The organism is Salinivibrio sharmensis, assembly GCF_001995985.1.
Lineage (GTDB): Bacteria > Pseudomonadota > Gammaproteobacteria > Enterobacterales > Vibrionaceae > Salinivibrio > Salinivibrio sharmensis.
Genome location: NZ_MUFC01000028.1, coordinates 1 through 16,907, shown reverse-complemented (window position 1 = coordinate 16,907; position 16,907 = coordinate 1). Strand labels below are relative to the sequence as shown.

16 protein-coding genes and 1 pseudogene are annotated in these 16,907 nt (G+C 50.5%); 9 read left to right on the top strand and 8 right to left on the bottom strand.

The annotated features are described in order from the left end of the window. A partial coding sequence (locus tag BZG74_RS15985) for a transposase family protein (RefSeq protein WP_392397603.1) occupies positions 1–141 on the bottom strand: 141 nt, incomplete at its 3' end. Between the two features lie 268 nt (positions 142–409). Here BZG74_RS15985 and BZG74_RS15780 point away from each other — a divergent pair. The 4 genes and pseudogenes from BZG74_RS15780 to BZG74_RS15240 all read left to right on the top strand — a co-directional run bounded on the left by BZG74_RS15780 (position 410) and on the right by BZG74_RS15240 (position 1,867). After that, on the top strand, positions 410–571 hold the full coding sequence (locus BZG74_RS15780; protein WP_201247399.1) for a hypothetical protein: 162 nt from the start codon (positions 410–412) through the stop codon (positions 569–571). A 24-nt stretch (positions 572–595) separates the two neighbouring features. After that, positions 596–787, top strand: a pseudogene (locus tag BZG74_RS15775) (VOC family protein); the annotation flags it as partial. Positions 788–816: 29 nt separating this feature from the next. Next, entirely contained in the window at positions 817–1,215 is a 399-nt protein-coding gene (locus BZG74_RS15245; RefSeq protein ID WP_077773327.1) for a VOC family protein, read from the top strand. Positions 1,216–1,429: 214 nt separating this feature from the next. Then, entirely contained in the window at positions 1,430–1,867 is a 438-nt protein-coding gene (locus tag BZG74_RS15240; protein ID WP_077773326.1) for an Hsp20 family protein, read from the top strand. 710 nt (positions 1,868–2,577) lie between these two features. Here BZG74_RS15240 and BZG74_RS15235 read toward each other — a convergent pair. The 3 genes from BZG74_RS15235 to glyQ form a co-directional block, all read right to left on the bottom strand. Next, positions 2,578–3,831 carry a valine--pyruvate transaminase gene (locus BZG74_RS15235; RefSeq protein ID WP_077773325.1) on the bottom strand — a complete coding sequence of 418 codons (1,254 nt, stop codon included), beginning with the start codon at positions 3,829–3,831 and terminating at the stop codon, positions 2,578–2,580. A gap of 366 nt (positions 3,832–4,197) precedes the next feature. Beyond that, positions 4,198–6,267 (bottom strand): glycine--tRNA ligase subunit beta, encoded by a 2,070-nt coding sequence (glyS, locus tag BZG74_RS15230; protein ID WP_077773324.1) that lies wholly within the window; start codon positions 6,265–6,267, stop codon positions 4,198–4,200. 9 nt (positions 6,268–6,276) lie between these two features. Next, positions 6,277–7,188 (bottom strand): glycine--tRNA ligase subunit alpha, encoded by a 912-nt coding sequence (gene glyQ / locus BZG74_RS15225; protein ID WP_046074837.1) that lies wholly within the window; start codon positions 7,186–7,188, stop codon positions 6,277–6,279. Between the two features lie 376 nt (positions 7,189–7,564). Here glyQ and BZG74_RS15220 point away from each other — a divergent pair, with 376 nt between their 5' ends. After that, positions 7,565–8,125, top strand: coding sequence for a TMEM165/GDT1 family protein (locus BZG74_RS15220; RefSeq protein ID WP_077773323.1), 561 nt, complete (start codon positions 7,565–7,567; stop codon positions 8,123–8,125). 33 nt (positions 8,126–8,158) lie between these two features. On the opposite strand, the gene tusA is transcribed toward BZG74_RS15220, so the two are convergent. Then, positions 8,159–8,407 (bottom strand): sulfurtransferase TusA, encoded by a 249-nt coding sequence (gene tusA, locus BZG74_RS15215; RefSeq protein ID WP_077773322.1) that lies wholly within the window; start codon positions 8,405–8,407, stop codon positions 8,159–8,161. On the opposite strand from tusA, the gene BZG74_RS15210 reads away from it, so the two are divergent. Then, entirely contained in the window at positions 8,406–8,732 is a 327-nt protein-coding gene (locus BZG74_RS15210) for a hypothetical protein (RefSeq protein WP_077773321.1), read from the top strand. The genes tusA and BZG74_RS15210 overlap by 2 nt on opposite strands. Positions 8,733–8,871: 139 nt before the next feature. Here the strand turns inward: BZG74_RS15210 and acuI are convergent, their stop codons facing one another. From acuI to fadB, 3 genes are all read right to left on the bottom strand, one after another. Beyond that, positions 8,872–9,867, bottom strand: a complete 996-nt coding sequence (acuI, locus tag BZG74_RS15205) for an acrylyl-CoA reductase (NADPH) (protein WP_077773320.1) — start codon at positions 9,865–9,867, stop codon at positions 8,872–8,874. Between the two features lie 156 nt (positions 9,868–10,023). Then, complete coding sequence (gene fadA, locus BZG74_RS15200) at positions 10,024–11,187, bottom strand: acetyl-CoA C-acyltransferase FadA (RefSeq protein ID WP_077773319.1); 1,164 nt, start codon at positions 11,185–11,187, stop codon at positions 10,024–10,026. Positions 11,188–11,203: 16 nt separating this feature from the next. Continuing rightward, positions 11,204–13,384: a fatty acid oxidation complex subunit alpha FadB gene (gene fadB, locus BZG74_RS15195; protein ID WP_077773318.1), complete on the bottom strand. Its 2,181-nt coding sequence runs from the start codon at positions 13,382–13,384 to the stop codon at positions 11,204–11,206. A 216-nt stretch (positions 13,385–13,600) separates the two neighbouring features. On the opposite strand from fadB, the gene BZG74_RS15190 reads away from it, so the two are divergent. The 3 genes from BZG74_RS15190 to hemG all read left to right on the top strand — a co-directional run bounded on the left by BZG74_RS15190 (position 13,601) and on the right by hemG (position 16,331). Then, positions 13,601–14,239 carry a YigZ family protein gene (locus BZG74_RS15190; RefSeq protein ID WP_077773317.1) on the top strand — a complete coding sequence of 213 codons (639 nt, stop codon included), beginning with the start codon at positions 13,601–13,603 and terminating at the stop codon, positions 14,237–14,239. Between the two features lie 67 nt (positions 14,240–14,306). Next, on the top strand, positions 14,307–15,764 hold the full coding sequence (locus tag BZG74_RS15185) for a TrkH family potassium uptake protein (protein WP_077773316.1): 1,458 nt from the start codon (positions 14,307–14,309) through the stop codon (positions 15,762–15,764). A 42-nt stretch (positions 15,765–15,806) separates the two neighbouring features. Then, positions 15,807–16,331: a menaquinone-dependent protoporphyrinogen IX dehydrogenase gene (hemG, locus tag BZG74_RS15180; RefSeq protein WP_077773328.1), complete on the top strand. Its 525-nt coding sequence runs from the start codon at positions 15,807–15,809 to the stop codon at positions 16,329–16,331. Positions 16,332–16,907: the final 576 nt, after the last annotated feature.

The window sequence follows — 16,907 nt, the reverse complement described above, 5'->3', positions numbered from 1 at the left end:
GTCAGCACGTGGAACTTGGGCCTCAAGATATGTTTCGTATTGGCATGTATCCAAATGACGCCATATCCGCTTTCGAGAGTCATGCTTTCTTACCGCTTTCGAGCATGTTGGACAAGCAACGCCTGAAGGACTTTCGTACATGATGGTCACGGTAATACGTTGGCTCTTTTTATCCACCTGGACAGAGTCGACCGTCCATGGCGGAGTCAGTCCAAGGATCGCTTGATAGAGTGCTGTATCTTTCATCTGATTCAGGGCTCAAGTGCAGAGTGTTTCCTCATTGTCCAATTAATCGGAAAACTTGAAAAGAAACACTTTCCACCACATCCGGTGAAGAGCCTTTTATATACAGTATACTTGGCGCGAGTATACTTATCATTCCCTTAACGACAAAGTGATAGGAAGCCCGATGTCTATAAAAACGCGCGCTAATCTCCAACTGGTTTATGTGTCTAATATTGACCGTTCCGTGAGTTTTTACCAGCAACTGTTTCAGTGTGAGCCGGTATTTACCAGCCCAAGATATGTGGCGTTTTCTGCCTCTGAGCAGGGCGATGCCTTGTTTGCGTAGTGGACCGGCGGCGAGCAGCCCTCACCATCAATCACACGACTAAGCGAAATTGGCATTATGGTGCCCACCAATGATGACGTTGATGCCGTTTTTGACCAATGGTCGAACAACCTAACCATCAATGTTGTTCAACCTCCTTACGATGATGTGTTTGGCCGAACCTTCGTGATTCAAGATCCTGATGGGCATTTAGTGCGCGTAGCGCCTATTGATTAAGCATACTGCTATCCTAATGAGGAGCAATTATGATCGATCATTTAAGTACTTACGCAACGAGTTTCTCGGCGACTAAAGAGTTCTATCGTTCGGTGTTTGAGCCGCTCGGTTATGCGATCCAAATGGAGTTTGTTGCAGAATGGAATACTGATTTTCCGACTCAGCGAATGTGTGCTTTTGGACCAAGCGATCGGCCCATCTTTTGGGTGATAGAAACCCAGACTCCCTATACCCCTCGTCATATCGCATTTTCAGCACCAACAAGAGCGACAGTGGAGGCGTTTTACGATGCTGGAATGAAGGCTGGGGGAATGGATAATGGTAAGCTAGGTCTTAGGCCTATGTATCACAACCATTACTTTGGTGCATTTCTTATTGATCCAGACGGCAATAACATTGAAGCGGTATGCCATCATCCTGAGTCGTAGTTTATCAAAGCGATCAGAGGATATATGAACGCACCTGTATTGATGGATAACCAGTGACACGAGAAGCGATGATAAAAAATCGCTCGACGAGGCTTGAAATCAAATCGCGCAACCTTATATAGAGTAATGAGGCGATGCCATTGGGTCGCCGGGGGCTTGTCCAAAAAGGAAAGCCGTAAGTTAGATTTTATTGCTTCATAGGAAGGGTAAGATTATGCGTAATTTTGATTTCTCTCCACTCTATCGTACTGCAATTGGCTTCGATCGTTTATTCGATCTGGTTGAGAACAGCCACACCAATAATGCGGGTGGGTTTCCTCCTTACAATATTGAGCAAAGCCAAGAAAACCAATATCGCATTACCATGGCGGTGGCAGGCTTTAGCCAAGATGAAGTGGATATCACTCAGCAGAAAAATAGTCTAATCGTCGCCGGTAAAAAGGGCGCACGTAACCAAGACACCAAGTTCTTGTATCAAGGTATCGCCGAGCGTGACTTTGAGCGGAAATTCCAGCTTGATGATCACATCAAAGTGACGGGTGCCGACATGGAAAACGGCATGTTACATATCGATTTGGTACGTGAAGTGCCAGAGGAAGACAAACCTCGTCGTATCGAAATCGGTAGTCGTTTGCTTGAAAGTACCGAATAGATAAAACGTAACTCACACGATAGAGAGTCCAATTAGGTACTTGGAGAGGGCAGCGTCGCTGCCCTTTTTGTTGCTTGGTTGTTCAATATGTTGTCGCGCGTAAAGGGTACACTAAAGGCTGGTATTAATTGGACGCTTCCACTGTAATCGTTGCCCTGATTCTTACCCCGACGTTAGCAGGTTCCACGTGAAACCTCTTCTATATTCTATGCCGGTCAACGTACGGGTGCGTGGCATCTTTTCCTTAAGTTTCTTCACTGTGCTTCCTCCTGCATTTACTAAGTCCCCAAGCTCATCGACAAAAATATTTGGTTGGTCGTATAGAGTGAAGAAGATGCTGGCTCATATAGCAATTACTACGCCTGATGGACGGAGTTTCATCAGACACTATTGTGTTTAATTACCATAACTGCCCGTGTAGGGGATTAACGAAGAGAAGGCAAGTGAGGATTGAATCAAAAGCACATGTTTGCCAGTCGTCAATCTGCGTAGTTGGCGTGGGATAAGAAGTGGAGTAGTGGAGTAGTAAGGGAAGTACGAACTACATATGGATAGATGAAAGCTGAAGTGGCTAAGCGTCTAGTCTCCATCATTCTATAGAACAACCGAAATGAACGTTACGACGTTACCGCAGTGCTGGTAGTGATATATGACAAGCAAGAGAGGTTTCACGTGGAACACTATTTTTCAATGGTTCCACGTGAAACATGTTAGCCTTCTTGATAGGCGCGCGCGACTTCTTCAGCAATTACATCAATGCCTTGCTGCATCATCTTATCGTCTTGCACGTAGTTCATGCGAATGCATTGCTTGGCATGTGGCCAGTCTTCACGCTCCACGCCGATAAAGAAATACTCTCCGGGTACCACCAGCACACCGCGGGCTTTTAAACGTTTATATAGCTCTTGGGTGGAGATAGGGAGATCGTTGAACCACAGCCATAGGAAGATGGCACCTTCTGGTTTATGAACACGAACACGCTCATCGTTAATAGTATCAAGTACCATCTTTAATGTGCGTTGCGACTTTTGCTGGTAGAAGGGACGAACGACGTCTTTACTTAGGCGCAGTAGGTCGCCACGCTCTATCATTGAAAGTGCCATTGCTGGCCCCACACTGTTTGGCGATAGGCTGACGATGCCGTTGATATTGGACATCGCACTGATCACGGCTTCATTCGCAATCACTATCCCACAACGCACACCAGGCAAACCTAATTTACTTAGGCTAGAGCAGAGGATGGTGTTGTCATTCCAGAACGGTGCAACGTCTTCAAAGATAATATCAGGGAAGGGTGTGCCATAGGCGTTATCGATGATCAGTGGAATATTGTTGTCGCGTGCGAGTTGGTCCAGTTGTTGGATTTCGCTATCGGTTAGCACATTCCCGGTCGGGTTAGTCGGGCGGGAAGCACAGATGGCGCCAATGCTTTCATCAATCTTTAGGCGGCTGAAATCGACGTGGTACTTAAATTGGCGGTTATCCAATAATTCAATGTCAGGTTGGTAGCTAACAAAGATATCGTCGTTGATGCCGGCGTCACCATAGCCGATATATTCGGGCGCGAGGGGCAGCAAGATTTTTTTGTGGCTGCCATCGGCGTAGGGTCCAGCCAATAGGTTAAACAGATAGAAGAATGCACTTTGGCTGCCATTGGTCAGCATGATGTTTTTACTAGAAAGCTGCCAGCCATAGGTTTTATTTAGCAGCTCGGCGAGCGCGTTGAGTAAGGCGGACTTACCTTGTGGTCCATCATAGTTGGCCATCGCATGAACGAGGCTTCCATCATCGAGCATCGATTGGCTTAGCGTCTTAAAGTAGTCGAGCATTTCCGGGATCGCCGCGGGGTTGCCGCCCCCCAACATAATGGCGTCTGGATTACGTAAGCCGTCATTAAGATCGTCCATTAACTGTGTGATGCCCGAGTGATTTGCTAACTTCTCGCCAAAGTGAGTGACTTCCATGATTACTGCCTTTAAATATCTGTATCGTTGTTGTGGTTAAGCTGCAATCAACATACAACAATCTATTGTGCAAAAGAAAGTATCGAGAGCTCGTTATTGGATAATCAATAAGGTGTGCGATTGACGGACTTGTTACGTTATCGGTACACCTTAACGGAACCATTGCAGCAGTGATTTAGGCGCTGATTGTTCCACGTGAAACCAACGGCGCATCGTTCGGTAAGCAGGGTGATTAGGGCACGGAAGGCGGGAACCAACCAGGATGAGAGTGGTAACGATGAGAATCGCTAGCGAAGAAGGGGTGACGTGTTTAAAAAGACAAAAAGCCCCGCACAATGGCGGGGCTGAGTTGTGTATTGCTGATAATTACTTCTGTAGAACAGAGATATCTGCCACGTTGAGGAACTGCTCACGGATAAGGTGAAGCATCGCCAAGCGGTTGGCTTTCAGTGCAGGATCATCTGCCATGACCATCACGTTATCAAAGAAGGTATCAACCGGTATGCGCAATTGCGCCAGCTCGGTCAACGCGCCTTGATAATCGCTGTCAGCAAATAAAGGTTTAACCGCGGCGACTTTCTCAGCGACCACGTCCGCCAATGCTTTTTCAGCGTCTTCTTGTAGCAAGCTAGCATCGACGCTGCTAGGGAGCTCGCCGTCATACTTGGCCAAGATATTACCTACACGCTTATTGGCCGCGGCAAGCGCTTCGGCTTCTTCAAGACTGCGGAAGTGCGACACCGCTTTAACGCGGCTGTCAAAGTCAGCAGGCTTAGTTGGACGGCGTGCCAATACCGCTTGGATGATATCCACGCTATAGCCCATATCTTGGTACCAAGCGCGGAAACGACCTAGCATAAAGTCGAGGACATCCGCCTCTACCTCTTTGTGAGTTAGACGGTCATCATACTGAGCTTTGGCATCGCGGATAAGGTCGACAAGGTCAAGCTGATAGCCGTTCTCGACGATAATACGCAGAACGCCTAACGCGGCACGACGCAGGGCGAAGGGGTCGCTGCCTTTAGGTGCTTGACCAATACCAAAGATGCCCACGATGGTATCCATTTTGTCAGCCATCGCGAGTGCTGAGGAGACCGGCGTCGTAGGTAGCTTATCACCGGCAAAGCGCGGCCAGTATTGCTCATTCAGCGCCAGCGCTACGGCTTCGGGCTCGCCATCATGACGCGCATAGTGCATGCCCATCACGCCTTGGGTTTCGGTGAATTCAAACACCATCGAGGTCATGAGATCACACTTAGCCAGTTGGCCTGCGCGCTCAGTGTGTGCCTTGTCGGCACCGATACGCTCTGCAATCTGTCCTGCGAGTGCAGTAATGCGATCGGTTTTATCTTTGATGGTACCCAATTGCTTTTGGAATACCGCGCTATCTAGCTCTGGCAGGCGATCAATCAATGGGCGCTTGCGGTCAGTATCAAAGAAGAACTCCGCATCCGCGAGGCGAGGACGCACGACTTTTTCATTCCCTGAGATAACCTGCGCCGGATCTTTCGATTCAATGTTAGACACGAAGATGAACTTAGGCAGTAGCTCGCCGTTAGCGTCATAGACAGGGAAGTACTTTTGGTCGCCTTTCATGGTGTACACCAGTGCTTCTGATGGCACTTTAAGGAACTTGTCCTCAAAAGAGGCGGTCAGTACCACTGGCCACTCCACCAGTGAAGTGACTTCTTCAACCAAGTCTCCATCAAGCTCAGCCACCCCACCAACTGCGGCAGCTGCTGCTTTGGCATCTTTAATAATCAACGCCTTACGCTTTTCATAATCGGCCATAACCTTACCTTCACGCTCAAGGCGCTCTGGGTATTGGTCGGCATGATCCAGCGTTAAGCTCGATTCACCCATAAAGCGGTGGCCACGAATCACGCGATCGGAGGCTACGCCAAGGATAGTGCCTTCAATCAAGGTGTCCCCATACAGCATCACCAAGGTTTTCACTGGGCGGATAAACTGGGTGTCTTTGTCACCCCAGCGCATGGGTTTAGGAATAGGCAGTTTGCTCAGGGCGTTGTCGGCCAGTACCGGCAATAAGGCGTCGATGGCTTGACCGGGTACGTGTTGACGATACAGCAACCATTCACCTTTATCGGTTTTTAGGCGCTCGGCCTCGCTCACGTCAATCCCGTTACCGCGTGCCCAACCCATGGCCGCTTTGGTGGGGTTGCCATCTGCGTCAAAGGCGGCGCTGACCGCAGGTCCGCGTTTCTCAACCACTTTATCTGGCTGGCGATCGCTCAACGCCGCAACTTTAAGTGCTAAGCGACGCGGGGAGGCGTACCAAGTAATCCCTTGGTGGCTCAGATCAGCGTCTTTCAATTGTGCGTCGAATTGGCTGGCAAAAGCTTCAGCCAAGGTACGCAGGGCTGTGGGTGGTAGCTCTTCAGTGCCGAGCTCAATTAGGAAATTTTGCGTTGCCATGATGCTCCCTTATTTGGTGTGTCGGCACATCGGGAAGCCCAGCGCTTCGCGAGATGCGTAGTAGGCTTCGGCGACACGTTTAGTCAGTGTGCGAATGCGCAGAATATAGCGTTGACGTTCAGTCACTGAGATGGCTTTACGCGCATCCAGCAGGTTGAACGCATGACCGGCTTTTAGGATCTGTTCGTAAGCAGGCAAAGGGAGCGGCTGCTCGAGATCCAGTAGCTTGGTACTTTCGGCTTCGCACTGATCAAAGTAGCGGAACAGAAAATCAACATCAGCGTGTTCAAAGTTGTAGGTCGATTGCTCCACTTCGTTTTGGTGGAAAATATCGCCGTAGGTCACTTTGCCAAATGGGCCATCGGTCCAAACCAGATCATACACAGAATCGACTTCTTGAATGTACATCGCCAGACGTTCGATACCGTAGGTAATCTCACCGGTGACCGGTTTACATTCCAGGCCGCCGACTTGTTGGAAGTAGGTAAACTGGGTGATCTCCATCCCGTTTAGCCAGACTTCCCAACCTAGGCCCCAAGCGCCCAGCGTCGGGTTTTCCCAGTTATCTTCCACAAAGCGAATGTCGTGGACTTCTGGATCAATACCCAGCACACGCAGCGAGCCCAAATACAGCTCTTGAATGTTGTCAGGTGATGGTTTCAGGATGGTTTGAAACTGGTAGTAGTGCTGCAGACGGTTCGGGTTCTCGCCATAACGCCCATCGGTAGGTCGACGAGAAGGTTGAACGTAAGCCGCTGCAATGGGCTCTGGACCAAGTGCACGCAAGCATGTCATTGGGTGGGAGGTACCTGCACCCACTTCCATGTCTAGCGGCTGAACAATGGTACAGCCTTGCTGGGCCCAATAATCCTGCAGCGCGAGGATCATACCCTGAAAGGTTTTGATATCGAATTTATGCATTGTCAGGTTCGCGCGAGTTGATGAATGGAGAAAATAGCTGGCAATTATAACTCGCAGCGCGCCCAAGCAGTAGGGGGCTGGCGGATTTTTGTGCGCCTTTGACGCGCTTATTTTCTGCGTGCGGGGGGCGGAGGAATAGAAGTTGCCAAGCGATTGTTCAAATCGTACACTAGCGCCGTCTTGGGGAGTAGTCGACCACTGCACGGTCAGTGGGGCAATCATCAACATAGTTGAAGCAAAATCTTCATGGTGATTGCAAGCCTGCCATAAGGTGCTCTGGGCTTGACGAGACCAACGACAATCGCACGAACCGGGGTGGGGCGTGTGTGTTGTCGTGGTTGAATCATAATAAGCCCTACCCCAGATGAGCAATGTCATGAGCGTTCTCGCTATTTCTATCTCCACCGTCACCTTGGCGGAAATCGGAGATAAAACCCAATTACTATCGCTGGCGTTAGCGACACGTTTTCGTAAGCCCGCGGTGATTATCTGTGCCATCTTGTTGGCGACGTTAGTCAACCACGCCATTGCCGCCTGGCTCGGGGTGGTTGCGGCCGATATTCTGACCGATACCGTATTGCATATTATTTTGATCATCAGCTTTAGTGTGATGGCGGTATGGATGCTGATCCCTGACAAGTTTGAGGAAGAGGGGATTGAGGGGAAAAGCGCGTTCTGGGCGAGCTTCAGTGCCTTTTTTGTTGCAGAAATCGGCGATAAAACTCAGCTCGCAACCACAGCATTGGGCGCCCAGTTTAATGAGGCGCTCTGGATTGTGGTGATAGGGTCAACCATTGGCATGTTGTTGGCCAATGCCCCCGTGGTGCTGGCGGGTGATAAAATTCAGCGCCATGTGCCATTTGCAGTGGTGCGGGCGCTCGCCGCAGCCATGTTTGCGGCGTTGGCTATACTTGATACCTGGTATCTACTGAGTTGACGCAAGACAATGATGAATCGGTAAGGGTTGGCGTTATGCCAGCCCTTTTTTGATCAAAAATTGAAACGGCACGGTCTCTGTTTGGGCTGCGACCAGGGTATGATCCATAAAGCGACAAAAACTCGGGATATCCCGAGTTGTGGAGGGATCATCTGCGGTGATAAGCAAGGTCTGACCGTCATCCATATGGCGGATACGCTTACGCACCATCATTACAGGTTCAGGGCAGCGCAGGCCGTTGGCGTCGAGTTGGAGATCGGCGTGGTCAAAAGGGGATGTCATGATTCTTACCTCGAAAAGTGTCGACCTGATCATACTTATGGCGAGAAAATATTCAAATGGGGTTGCGGTTGTAAATGAGTTGTGTAAATTAATTAACAAGTCGTTAACGAAAGGCGAGGGCATGAGAAAAGCACAAACGGGCAAATTGGGCTTGGCTTATGGATACCGCATCGCTGCTTACACAGGGCTGAGCGGACTCGCTTTTTGGGGGTTAACGCATAGTCATGAGCACATTCTCTTGGCAACACTAGCAATTTGCGCTGCAGCCTTGGGGTTATTGGTGGAAACTGTATCCACGTCGACGCCGGACTCGCAGCCTGACTAGGCTAACTCACTCAACAGCTACACTCACTCCCAGTTTTCTTGGGCTTCCCCGCTCTTCGAGCGGGATTTTTTTTGTCCTTTGTTTGCCGACCAGGTACAAAAACGGCCAACCTATGAAAGCAGGCAGGCCGTTGGTTGTGTTACGCGCCTTGATTGGCAATATCAATCACCACGCGGCCTTTCACCTCGCCCTGAATAATTTTATCCGCATATTCTGGGGTTTGCGCCAGTGCGATAGTGTGGCATGCCTGTTCAAAGTAACTGGCTGGGAGGAGCTTGGTGAGTGACTGCCACGCAGCTTGACGTTGCGCTTTCGGGCAAGAGACGGAATCGACACCTTGCAATCGTACATTGCGCAAAATAAACGGCATCACAGTTGCCGGTAGATCGAAACCGCCGGCAAGGCCGCATGCGGCAACCGTGCCCCCGTACTGTACTTGAGAGAGAACGTTGGCAAGTATTTGACTGCCCACGGTATCAATTGCGCCAGCCCACTGTTGCTTGTCCAGCGGGCGACCGGGTGCGCTAAAGGACTCACGCGGTAGCACGTCGGCAGCGCCTAGTTGCTTAAGCCACGCTTGATTGGTTTCAAGTCGGCCTGTGACGGCACTGACGCGATAGCCCAAAGTATGCAATAAGGTGACCGCGACCGAGCCAACGCCGCCACTGGCGCCGGTAACTAACACGTGACCATCTTCAGGTTTGACGCCACCATCGATTAAGGCTTGCACACATAGCATGGCGGTAAACCCCGCGGTGCCTACCATCATCGCTTGTTGCGGAGAGAGTCCCTCTGGAAGGGGAACGAGCCAGTCGCCATTTACACGCGCTTTCTCTGCCATACCTCCCCAGTGAGCTTCACCGACGCCCCAACCAGTGAGCACCACTTTATCGCCGCGTTGGTAATCGGGATGTTGGCTATCAGCCACCGTGCCAGCAAAGTCGATACCTGGCACCATCGGGAATTGGCGAACAATCTTGCCTTTTCCGGTGATGGCCAAGCCGTCTTTATAATTCAAGGAGCTAAAATCGACATCGACAGTCACATTACCGTCTGGGAGCAAATCGTCATCGAGTGAGGTGATTTTCGCGAGGGTTTGCTTTTCGTGTTGTTCAAGGACAAGCGCGTTAAACATAGCATTCTCCCGGTTAAAGTCAGTGAGCGGCCATACTAGGCCGGATGAAGTTACCACCACTTGTGTTACATCAATCACTATGCGATTGCGATTCGGATGACGCAAGCCAAAAAAAAGAGCGGACTCAGCCGCTCTTTGTCAATGATAGGTTCATCGTTAGACGCGTTCGAACACGGTGGCGATGCCTTGGCCTAAGCCAATACACATGGTTGCCAAGCCTATCGTCGCATCTTGACGCTCCATTTGATGTAGCAAGGTGGTCGAGATGCGTGCACCTGAACAACCTAGTGGGTGACCCAGCGCAATCGCACCACCGTTGAGGTTAACCTTGTCATCCACTTTGTCCATCAGGCCAAGATCTTTCACACAAGGTAGAGACTGGGCGGCAAATGCCTCATTGAGCTCGACCAAATCAATATCATCGATGATTAGGCCCGCTCGTTTGAGCGCTTTTTTGGTCGCAGGTACCGGACCATAGCCCATAATCGACGGATCGCAACCCGCAACGCCCATGGCACGGATACGAGCACGGATAGGTAGCCCCAAGGCTTTAGCCTTTTCTTCACTCATCACCAGCATTGCAGAGGCGCCATCTGATAATGCCGACGAAGAGCCCGCCGTGACCGTGCCATTGGCAGGGTCAAAGGCTGGACGTAGGCCAGCAAGGCTCTCTACGGTGGTTTCTGGGCGAATCACTTCATCGTCTTCCACTAGCGTCAATAAGCCATCCGCATCGTGACCTTCAATGGGGGCAATCTCATCTTTGAAGCGGCCTTCCACGGTGGCCGCGTGTGCACGAGCATGGGAGCGGGCGGCAAATTGATCTTGCATTTCACGGCTGATGCCATGCATACGGCCGAGCATTTCAGCGGTGAGCCCCATCATGCCTGCCGCCTTGGCAACGGACTTCGACATCCCTGGGTGGAAGTCGACCCCATGGTTCATGGGTACATGACCCATGTGTTCAACCCCGCCAATGATGAAGGTGTCGCCATCACCGACCATAATTGCGCGAGCCGCGTCGTGCAGTGCCTGCATCGACGAGCCACACAGGCGGTTGACGGTGGTTGCACCCACGCTATGTGGAATGCCAGCAAGGAGCGCCGCATTACGGGCAATATTAAAGCCTTGCTCGAGTGTTTGCTGTACACAGCCCCAGTAAATGTCTTCAATGCTGGTGCTTTCTACCGCAGGGTTGCGCGCCAACAGAGACTTCATCAGATGCGCTGAGAGATCTTCAGCACGGACGTGGCGAAACACACCGCCTTTTGAGCGGCCCATCGGGGTACGGATACAGTCAACGATCACTACATTGTTCATTGTTCTCTCCTTAAACTTAGGCTGATTGCGGTGCGTTGACCGGTGTGACATCAAAGTAAGCCTGTTTATCGCCGGCACGACGTTTCATATCCGTAGGAACATGATACAAAGCGCCGAGGTCAGAGAATTTGTCTGCCATGGCGACGTAGTTATCAACACCTAAGGTATCGACATAACGGAAAGCGCCACCTCGGAATGGAGGAAAGCCAATGCCGTACACCAAGGCGATGTCTGCCTCAGCCGGAGAGGCGATAATGTTTTCTTCCAGACAACGAGCGACTTCGTTGATCATCGGCACCATCATGCGCGCGATAATGTCTTCGTCACTGATCTCTGCCTGACCACCTTGGATGACGGGGGCGAGCAGCTCAGAGACGGCTTCATCAGCCTCTTTTTTCGGCTTGCCTTTTTTATCTGTGGTGTAGCGGTAGAAGCCTTTGCCGTTTTTCTGACCGAAGCGCTCGGCTTCAAACATCACATCAATGGCATCGCGGCCAGATTTGCTCATACGATCTGGGAAGCCTTCCGCCATCACCGCCTGTGCATGGTGCGCTGTATCAATACCAACCACGTCTAGCAGATACGCCGGGCCCATCGGCCAGCCGAATTGTTTTTCCATGATTTTGTCAATGCGCTGGAAGTCCACGCCGTCACGCAGTAGCAAGCTAAAGGCATGGAAGTAGGGGAACAATACGCGGTTGACGAAAAAGCCGGGGCAGTCGTTCACCACCACGGGCGATTTGCCCATCTTGGCGGCGTAGGCCACGACGCGTGCAATGGTCTCATCAGAGGTTTTCTCGCCGCGGATAACCTCCACTAACGGCATGCGGTGAACCGGGTTAAAGAAGTGCATGCCACAGAAGTTTTCTGGGCGCGATAAAGACTTCGCCAATGTGTTGATAGGAATGGTCGAGGTGTTAGAGGCAATCACCGCCTCTTCGCTGACCAGCGCTTCGACCTCTTTGAGCACGCTGGTTTTTACTTTCGGGTTCTCGACCACGGCCTCAACCACCACATCGCTGTGCTCAATGCCAGCGTAGTGAAGGCTTGGGGTGATTGACGACAGCACTTGGCCCATTTTAAAGCCATCGACGCGACCACGCTCTAACTGCTTATTTAGCAGCTTGGTTGCTTCTTTCATGCCGAGGTCGAGTGAGGCTTGGGCGATATCTTTCATCATCACAGGTACGCCTTTAAGCGCCGATTGGTAGGCAATGCCGCCGCCCATAATACCCGCGCCGAGCACAGCACCACGTTGCGTATCTTTACCTTGTTTGGCGGCTTGTTTAGCGTTGCCTTTGATGACTTGATCATTGAGGAAAATCCCCACCAAGGCTTGCGCAACATCGGTTTTAGCCAGCTTAACGAAATAGCGATTTTCAACCTTAAGTGCCTCATCGCGCGTCATCCCTGCGGCTTCTTCAATGGCTGTCACTGCAGTCATTGGTGCGGGGTAATGCTTGCCAGCGACCTGCGCCACCATACCTTTGGCCATGGTAAAGCTCATCGCCGCTTCGGTGCGGTTCAGACCCAAAGGTTGTTTTTTCTGTTGGCGACGACTCTGCCAATCAATTTTCTCGTCGATAGCTTGGCTAAGCATTCGAATCGCAGCGTCGCGAAGGTTGTCATTCTCGACGACCGCATCTACTAAGCCTTCTTTGAGGGCGGCAGAGGCACGTTTATCTTTACCTGCCGTGATGATTTCCATCGCGGTATCCGCGCCGATAAGCCGCGGCAAGCGCACAGTGCCACCAAAGCCTGGCATGATGCCTAATTTGGTTTCAGGCAGGCCAATACGTGCATCCTTGCCTGCGACGCGCAGATCCGTGGCGAGTATGCATTCACAGCCACCGCCCAGCGCGTGACCATTGATCGCACTAAGGGTTGGGTAGGGTAAGTCTTCTAAACGATTAAAAATGGCATTGGCGCGAGATACCCAATCAGACAGTTCTTGGTCGGGTTTAGCGAACAGGCCGAGAAACTCGGTGATGTCGGCACCGACAATAAAGGCTGATTTGGCAGAGGTCAGCAACAGTCCCTTGATGTCATCACGACTCGATAACGCATCGAGGGCTTGGTCTAAGCTTTCTAGCGTTGCCAAATCCAGTTTGTTGACAGAACCTTGGCTGTCTAAGGTCAGTTCTGCAATGCCGTTATCCAATGCACGAACTGAAAGGTTATCTCCTTGGTAGATCATGGTTGTTCTCCACGTTGGCAGTACCATCCTGGTTGAATAGTGTTCTGGTTAGACCAGATGCGACCTAGTGTGGATCATTGTTATAAGAAATGACAACCAAAAGTTAAACGAATGTTTAAAATGTGTGGTGTGGGTTGTTTTTACTGTGCCCGAGTCCCTGTCGTGCTTGGGGGAATATGATACAGTGCGTCGCTGAGACACAAAGGTTGTAGCATTATGCCGATCACGCCATATGCCGTGCCTGCCGAAACCGTGAGGCACGAGCTTGAAATAAAAAAAAGTCGGTTTATTACCTATCTTGCCCATACGCCTGGAGAAGACGAGGCGAAGCAGTTTATTCAGTCGCTGCGAGAAACGTACCCTGATGCGCGTCATCACTGCTGGGCATTTGTCGCAGGTCGGCCTGAGTCTTCCGTGCAATGGGGGTGTGGTGATGACGGTGAGCCCGCGGGAACCGCAGGTAAGCCGATGCTTGCACAACTATCAGGCGCGAGCGTTGGTGAGGTTTGTGCGGTGGTGGTGCGCTACTTTGGCGGGATTAAATTGGGTACTGGTGGGCTGGTAAAGGCTTATGGCAGTAGTGTGCAGCAAGCCCTGGGCCTTTTGACCACGCGGGAAGTGGCAGTGACAGTCCCTTACACGATAAGCTGTGAATATGCTCACATTGACACGATAGAGTCATTGCTTAAGCAGCACGATGGCGTTCAGCTCGATGCAGAGTTCAGCCATAATGTGCGATTAAGTGTGCGTATCGATGCGCGGTATATTGACGCTTTTCTCGATGCACTAAAAAATCAAACTCGCGGGCAAGCAAACGCGCACCCGTTGGACAATATTACCGTGTCAGGCACCTAGCCTGCTAAACGTGTAACGACGAGACGATAGTGAGAGGCTATCGCCGATAAGAGGGCCACGTCAGGCTATGCAATTTCGTTCCATTACCCGCATTGTCGGCCTCCTGCTGGCCCTGTTCAGCATTACCATGCTAGCGCCTGCACTGGTTGCGTTTATTTATCGCGACGGTGCGGGCTATCCCTTTGTATTAACTTTTTTCCTCCTGCTCGCGGGTGGCGGGCTACTTTGGTTCCCAAATCGAAACTATCGCCATGAGCTTAAAGCACGTGATGGTTTTTTGATTGTTGTGCTGTTCTGGACGGTGATCGGTAGCGCCGGCTCGGTGCCGCTGATGTTATCGGAGCAACCTGATTTATCGGTCAGTGAAGCTTTTTTTGAATCCTTTTCTGGCTTAACCACGACGGGGGCAACCGTGATTGTGGGGCTGGATGAGCTTCCTAAAGCGATTTTGTTTTATCGCCAACTGCTTCAATGGCTCGGGGGCATGGGGATCATTGTGCTGGCAGTGGCAATTTTGCCTGTGCTCGGTATCGGGGGAATGCAGCTATATCGTGCGGAAATCCCTGGTCCTGTCAAAGATACCAAAATGACACCACGGATAGCGGAGACGGCCAAGGTGCTTTGGTATATCTACCTGACGTTAACCGTGAGCTGTGCACTGGCCTATTGGCTTGCGGGTATGTCTGCGTTCGATGCCATCGGGCATAGCTTTTCAACCGTCGCGATTGGGGGGTTCTCAACCCATGATGCCAGCATTGGTCACTTTGATAGCACAGCGGTTAATCTTATCACCGTGGTGTTTTTACTGATCTCTGCATGTAACTTTTCTCTCCATTTCGCCGCCTTTGCCAACAATGGGCTAAACCTAAAGTTCTACTTGCGAGACCCTGAATTTCGCGCATTTTTAGTGATTCAGTTCCTATTATGGCTGGTGGTCTTTACCATGCTAAGTGGCCATCAAGTGTATGATAGCTCGACGGAAACCTTCACTCAGGCGTTATTTCAGTCGGTATCAATATCAACGACCGCGGGCTACACCACCACCACGTTTGCTCACTGGCCGTTGTTCCTCCCTGTTTTACTCTTGTTCTCATCGTTTATTGGTGGGTGCGCGGGCTCGACCGGTGGTGGGATGAAGGTGATTCGCATCCTGTTGTTGTCACTGCAAGGGACGCGTGAGCTAAAACGCCTGGTGCACCCTCGCGCGGTATACACCATTAAAGTGGGCAATAAGGCGCTAAGGCAGCAAGTGGTTGATGCCGTATGGGGGTTTTTCTCCGCCTACGCGCTGGTATTTGTGATTTGTATGTTGGCGCTCATTGCGACAGGCATTGAAGAACTTACAGCTTTCTCCGCCGTTGCTGCGACCCTCAATAACTTGGGGCCAGGGCTGGGCGAAGTGGCGGGTCATTTTGGTGATATTAATGACACAGCAAAGTGGGTATTGATCCTTGCGATGTTGTTTGGCCGTTTAGAGATATTTACGTTATTGGTTTTATTTACGCCCACATTCTGGCGTAGCTAGCCGTATGGGGAAGGAGAGGAAATGAGCGAGCAAACTGACGCAGTGCAGAAAGTCTTGTTGCTACATTCTAGCCGAGAAGGGCAGACCAAGAAGATTTTACATTTTATCGAAAAGCAGCTTGGTACGTCGGCGCAGTGTGAGGTTAAGGATATCCATCAGCTTCCTTCAGTGGATTTGACAAAGTACGACCGGGTTTTGATTGGCGCATCTATTCGTTATGGCCACTTTAATAAAAAGCTGTATCAATTTATTGATGCACATGCAGAACAACTTAAAGCTGCGAAAGCCGCGTTCTTTAGTGTCAACCTCACCGCGCGTAAACCAGGGAAAGATACGCCAGAAACTAGCGCGTATAGTCGTAAGTTTATTGAGAAATCACCTTGGACCCCGGTACTTCATGGAGTCTTTGCGGGTGCACTCTACTACCCACGCTATAAATGGTTCGATAGGATGATGATTCGCTTCATCATGCACATCACGGGTGGGGAAACGGATACGACCAAAGAGGTGGAATACACCGATTGGCAAAAAGTAGAGGAGTTTAGCGAGCAATTTGCCCGTTTTTAGGCCATAACGTTGATTGTTTGACCGAACGGCGACTTTTCCCTAAAAAAGTCGCTTTTTAGTCTTGCCAAGGTGAGCAACTTCTCTATAATGCGCCTCCATCGACACGGCACGCAGGGCAAGCGCTTAGCGAGCATGTCGAGGCAAAAAATCAAATAAAAATAAACGCTTGACGTCAGTTTTTAAATGATTAACATTGCCGGCCTACTTAACGCCACGCGTTAGGGAAGTCAAAAAGAGGTTTTGTTTCAGCCGGTAGGGTTGAAAATAAAAGATAAAATTTCTTCTTGACTTTAACGGCAAGGCGCGTAAGATACGCAGCCCTGACCGAGCGAAGCGCAGCTTCGCACAGTCAACGCTCTTTAACAATTTGATCTATGCAATCTGTGTGGGCACTCGTTGAGAATAGACAAAAAGATTTATTCGATGAACTGAGTGACCAAACGATAACTTTTAGTTATTCGGCACAGTCAATTCGTTTGTCTCTTCGGAGATAAACAGTAATCAGTATTCATTGAGCAGTTTCTACGGAAACACCAAACTTAAATTGAAGAGTTTGATCATGGCTCAGATTCAGAT

Coding starts and splice junctions, on each gene's coding strand:
- BZG74_RS15780 (WP_201247399.1), top strand. CDS start 410: ATGTCTATAAAAACGCGCGCTAATCTCCAACTGGTTTATGTGTCTAAT.
- BZG74_RS15245 (WP_077773327.1), top strand. CDS start 817: ATGATCGATCATTTAAGTACTTACGCAACGAGTTTCTCGGCGACTAAA.
- BZG74_RS15240 (WP_077773326.1), top strand. CDS start 1,430: ATGCGTAATTTTGATTTCTCTCCACTCTATCGTACTGCAATTGGCTTC.
- BZG74_RS15235 (WP_077773325.1), bottom strand. CDS start 3,831: ATGGAAGTCACTCACTTTGGCGAGAAGTTAGCAAATCACTCGGGCATC.
- glyS (WP_077773324.1), bottom strand. CDS start 6,267: ATGGCAACGCAAAATTTCCTAATTGAGCTCGGCACTGAAGAGCTACCA.
- glyQ (WP_046074837.1), bottom strand. CDS start 7,188: ATGCATAAATTCGATATCAAAACCTTTCAGGGTATGATCCTCGCGCTG.
- BZG74_RS15220 (WP_077773323.1), top strand. CDS start 7,565: ATGAGCGTTCTCGCTATTTCTATCTCCACCGTCACCTTGGCGGAAATC.
- BZG74_RS15210 (WP_077773321.1), top strand. CDS start 8,406: ATGATTCTTACCTCGAAAAGTGTCGACCTGATCATACTTATGGCGAGA.
- tusA (WP_077773322.1), bottom strand. CDS start 8,407: ATGACATCCCCTTTTGACCACGCCGATCTCCAACTCGACGCCAACGGC.
- acuI (WP_077773320.1), bottom strand. CDS start 9,867: ATGTTTAACGCGCTTGTCCTTGAACAACACGAAAAGCAAACCCTCGCG.
- fadA (WP_077773319.1), bottom strand. CDS start 11,187: ATGAACAATGTAGTGATCGTTGACTGTATCCGTACCCCGATGGGCCGC.
- fadB (WP_077773318.1), bottom strand. CDS start 13,384: ATGATCTACCAAGGAGATAACCTTTCAGTTCGTGCATTGGATAACGGC.
- BZG74_RS15190 (WP_077773317.1), top strand. CDS start 13,601: ATGCCGATCACGCCATATGCCGTGCCTGCCGAAACCGTGAGGCACGAG.
- BZG74_RS15185 (WP_077773316.1), top strand. CDS start 14,307: ATGCAATTTCGTTCCATTACCCGCATTGTCGGCCTCCTGCTGGCCCTG.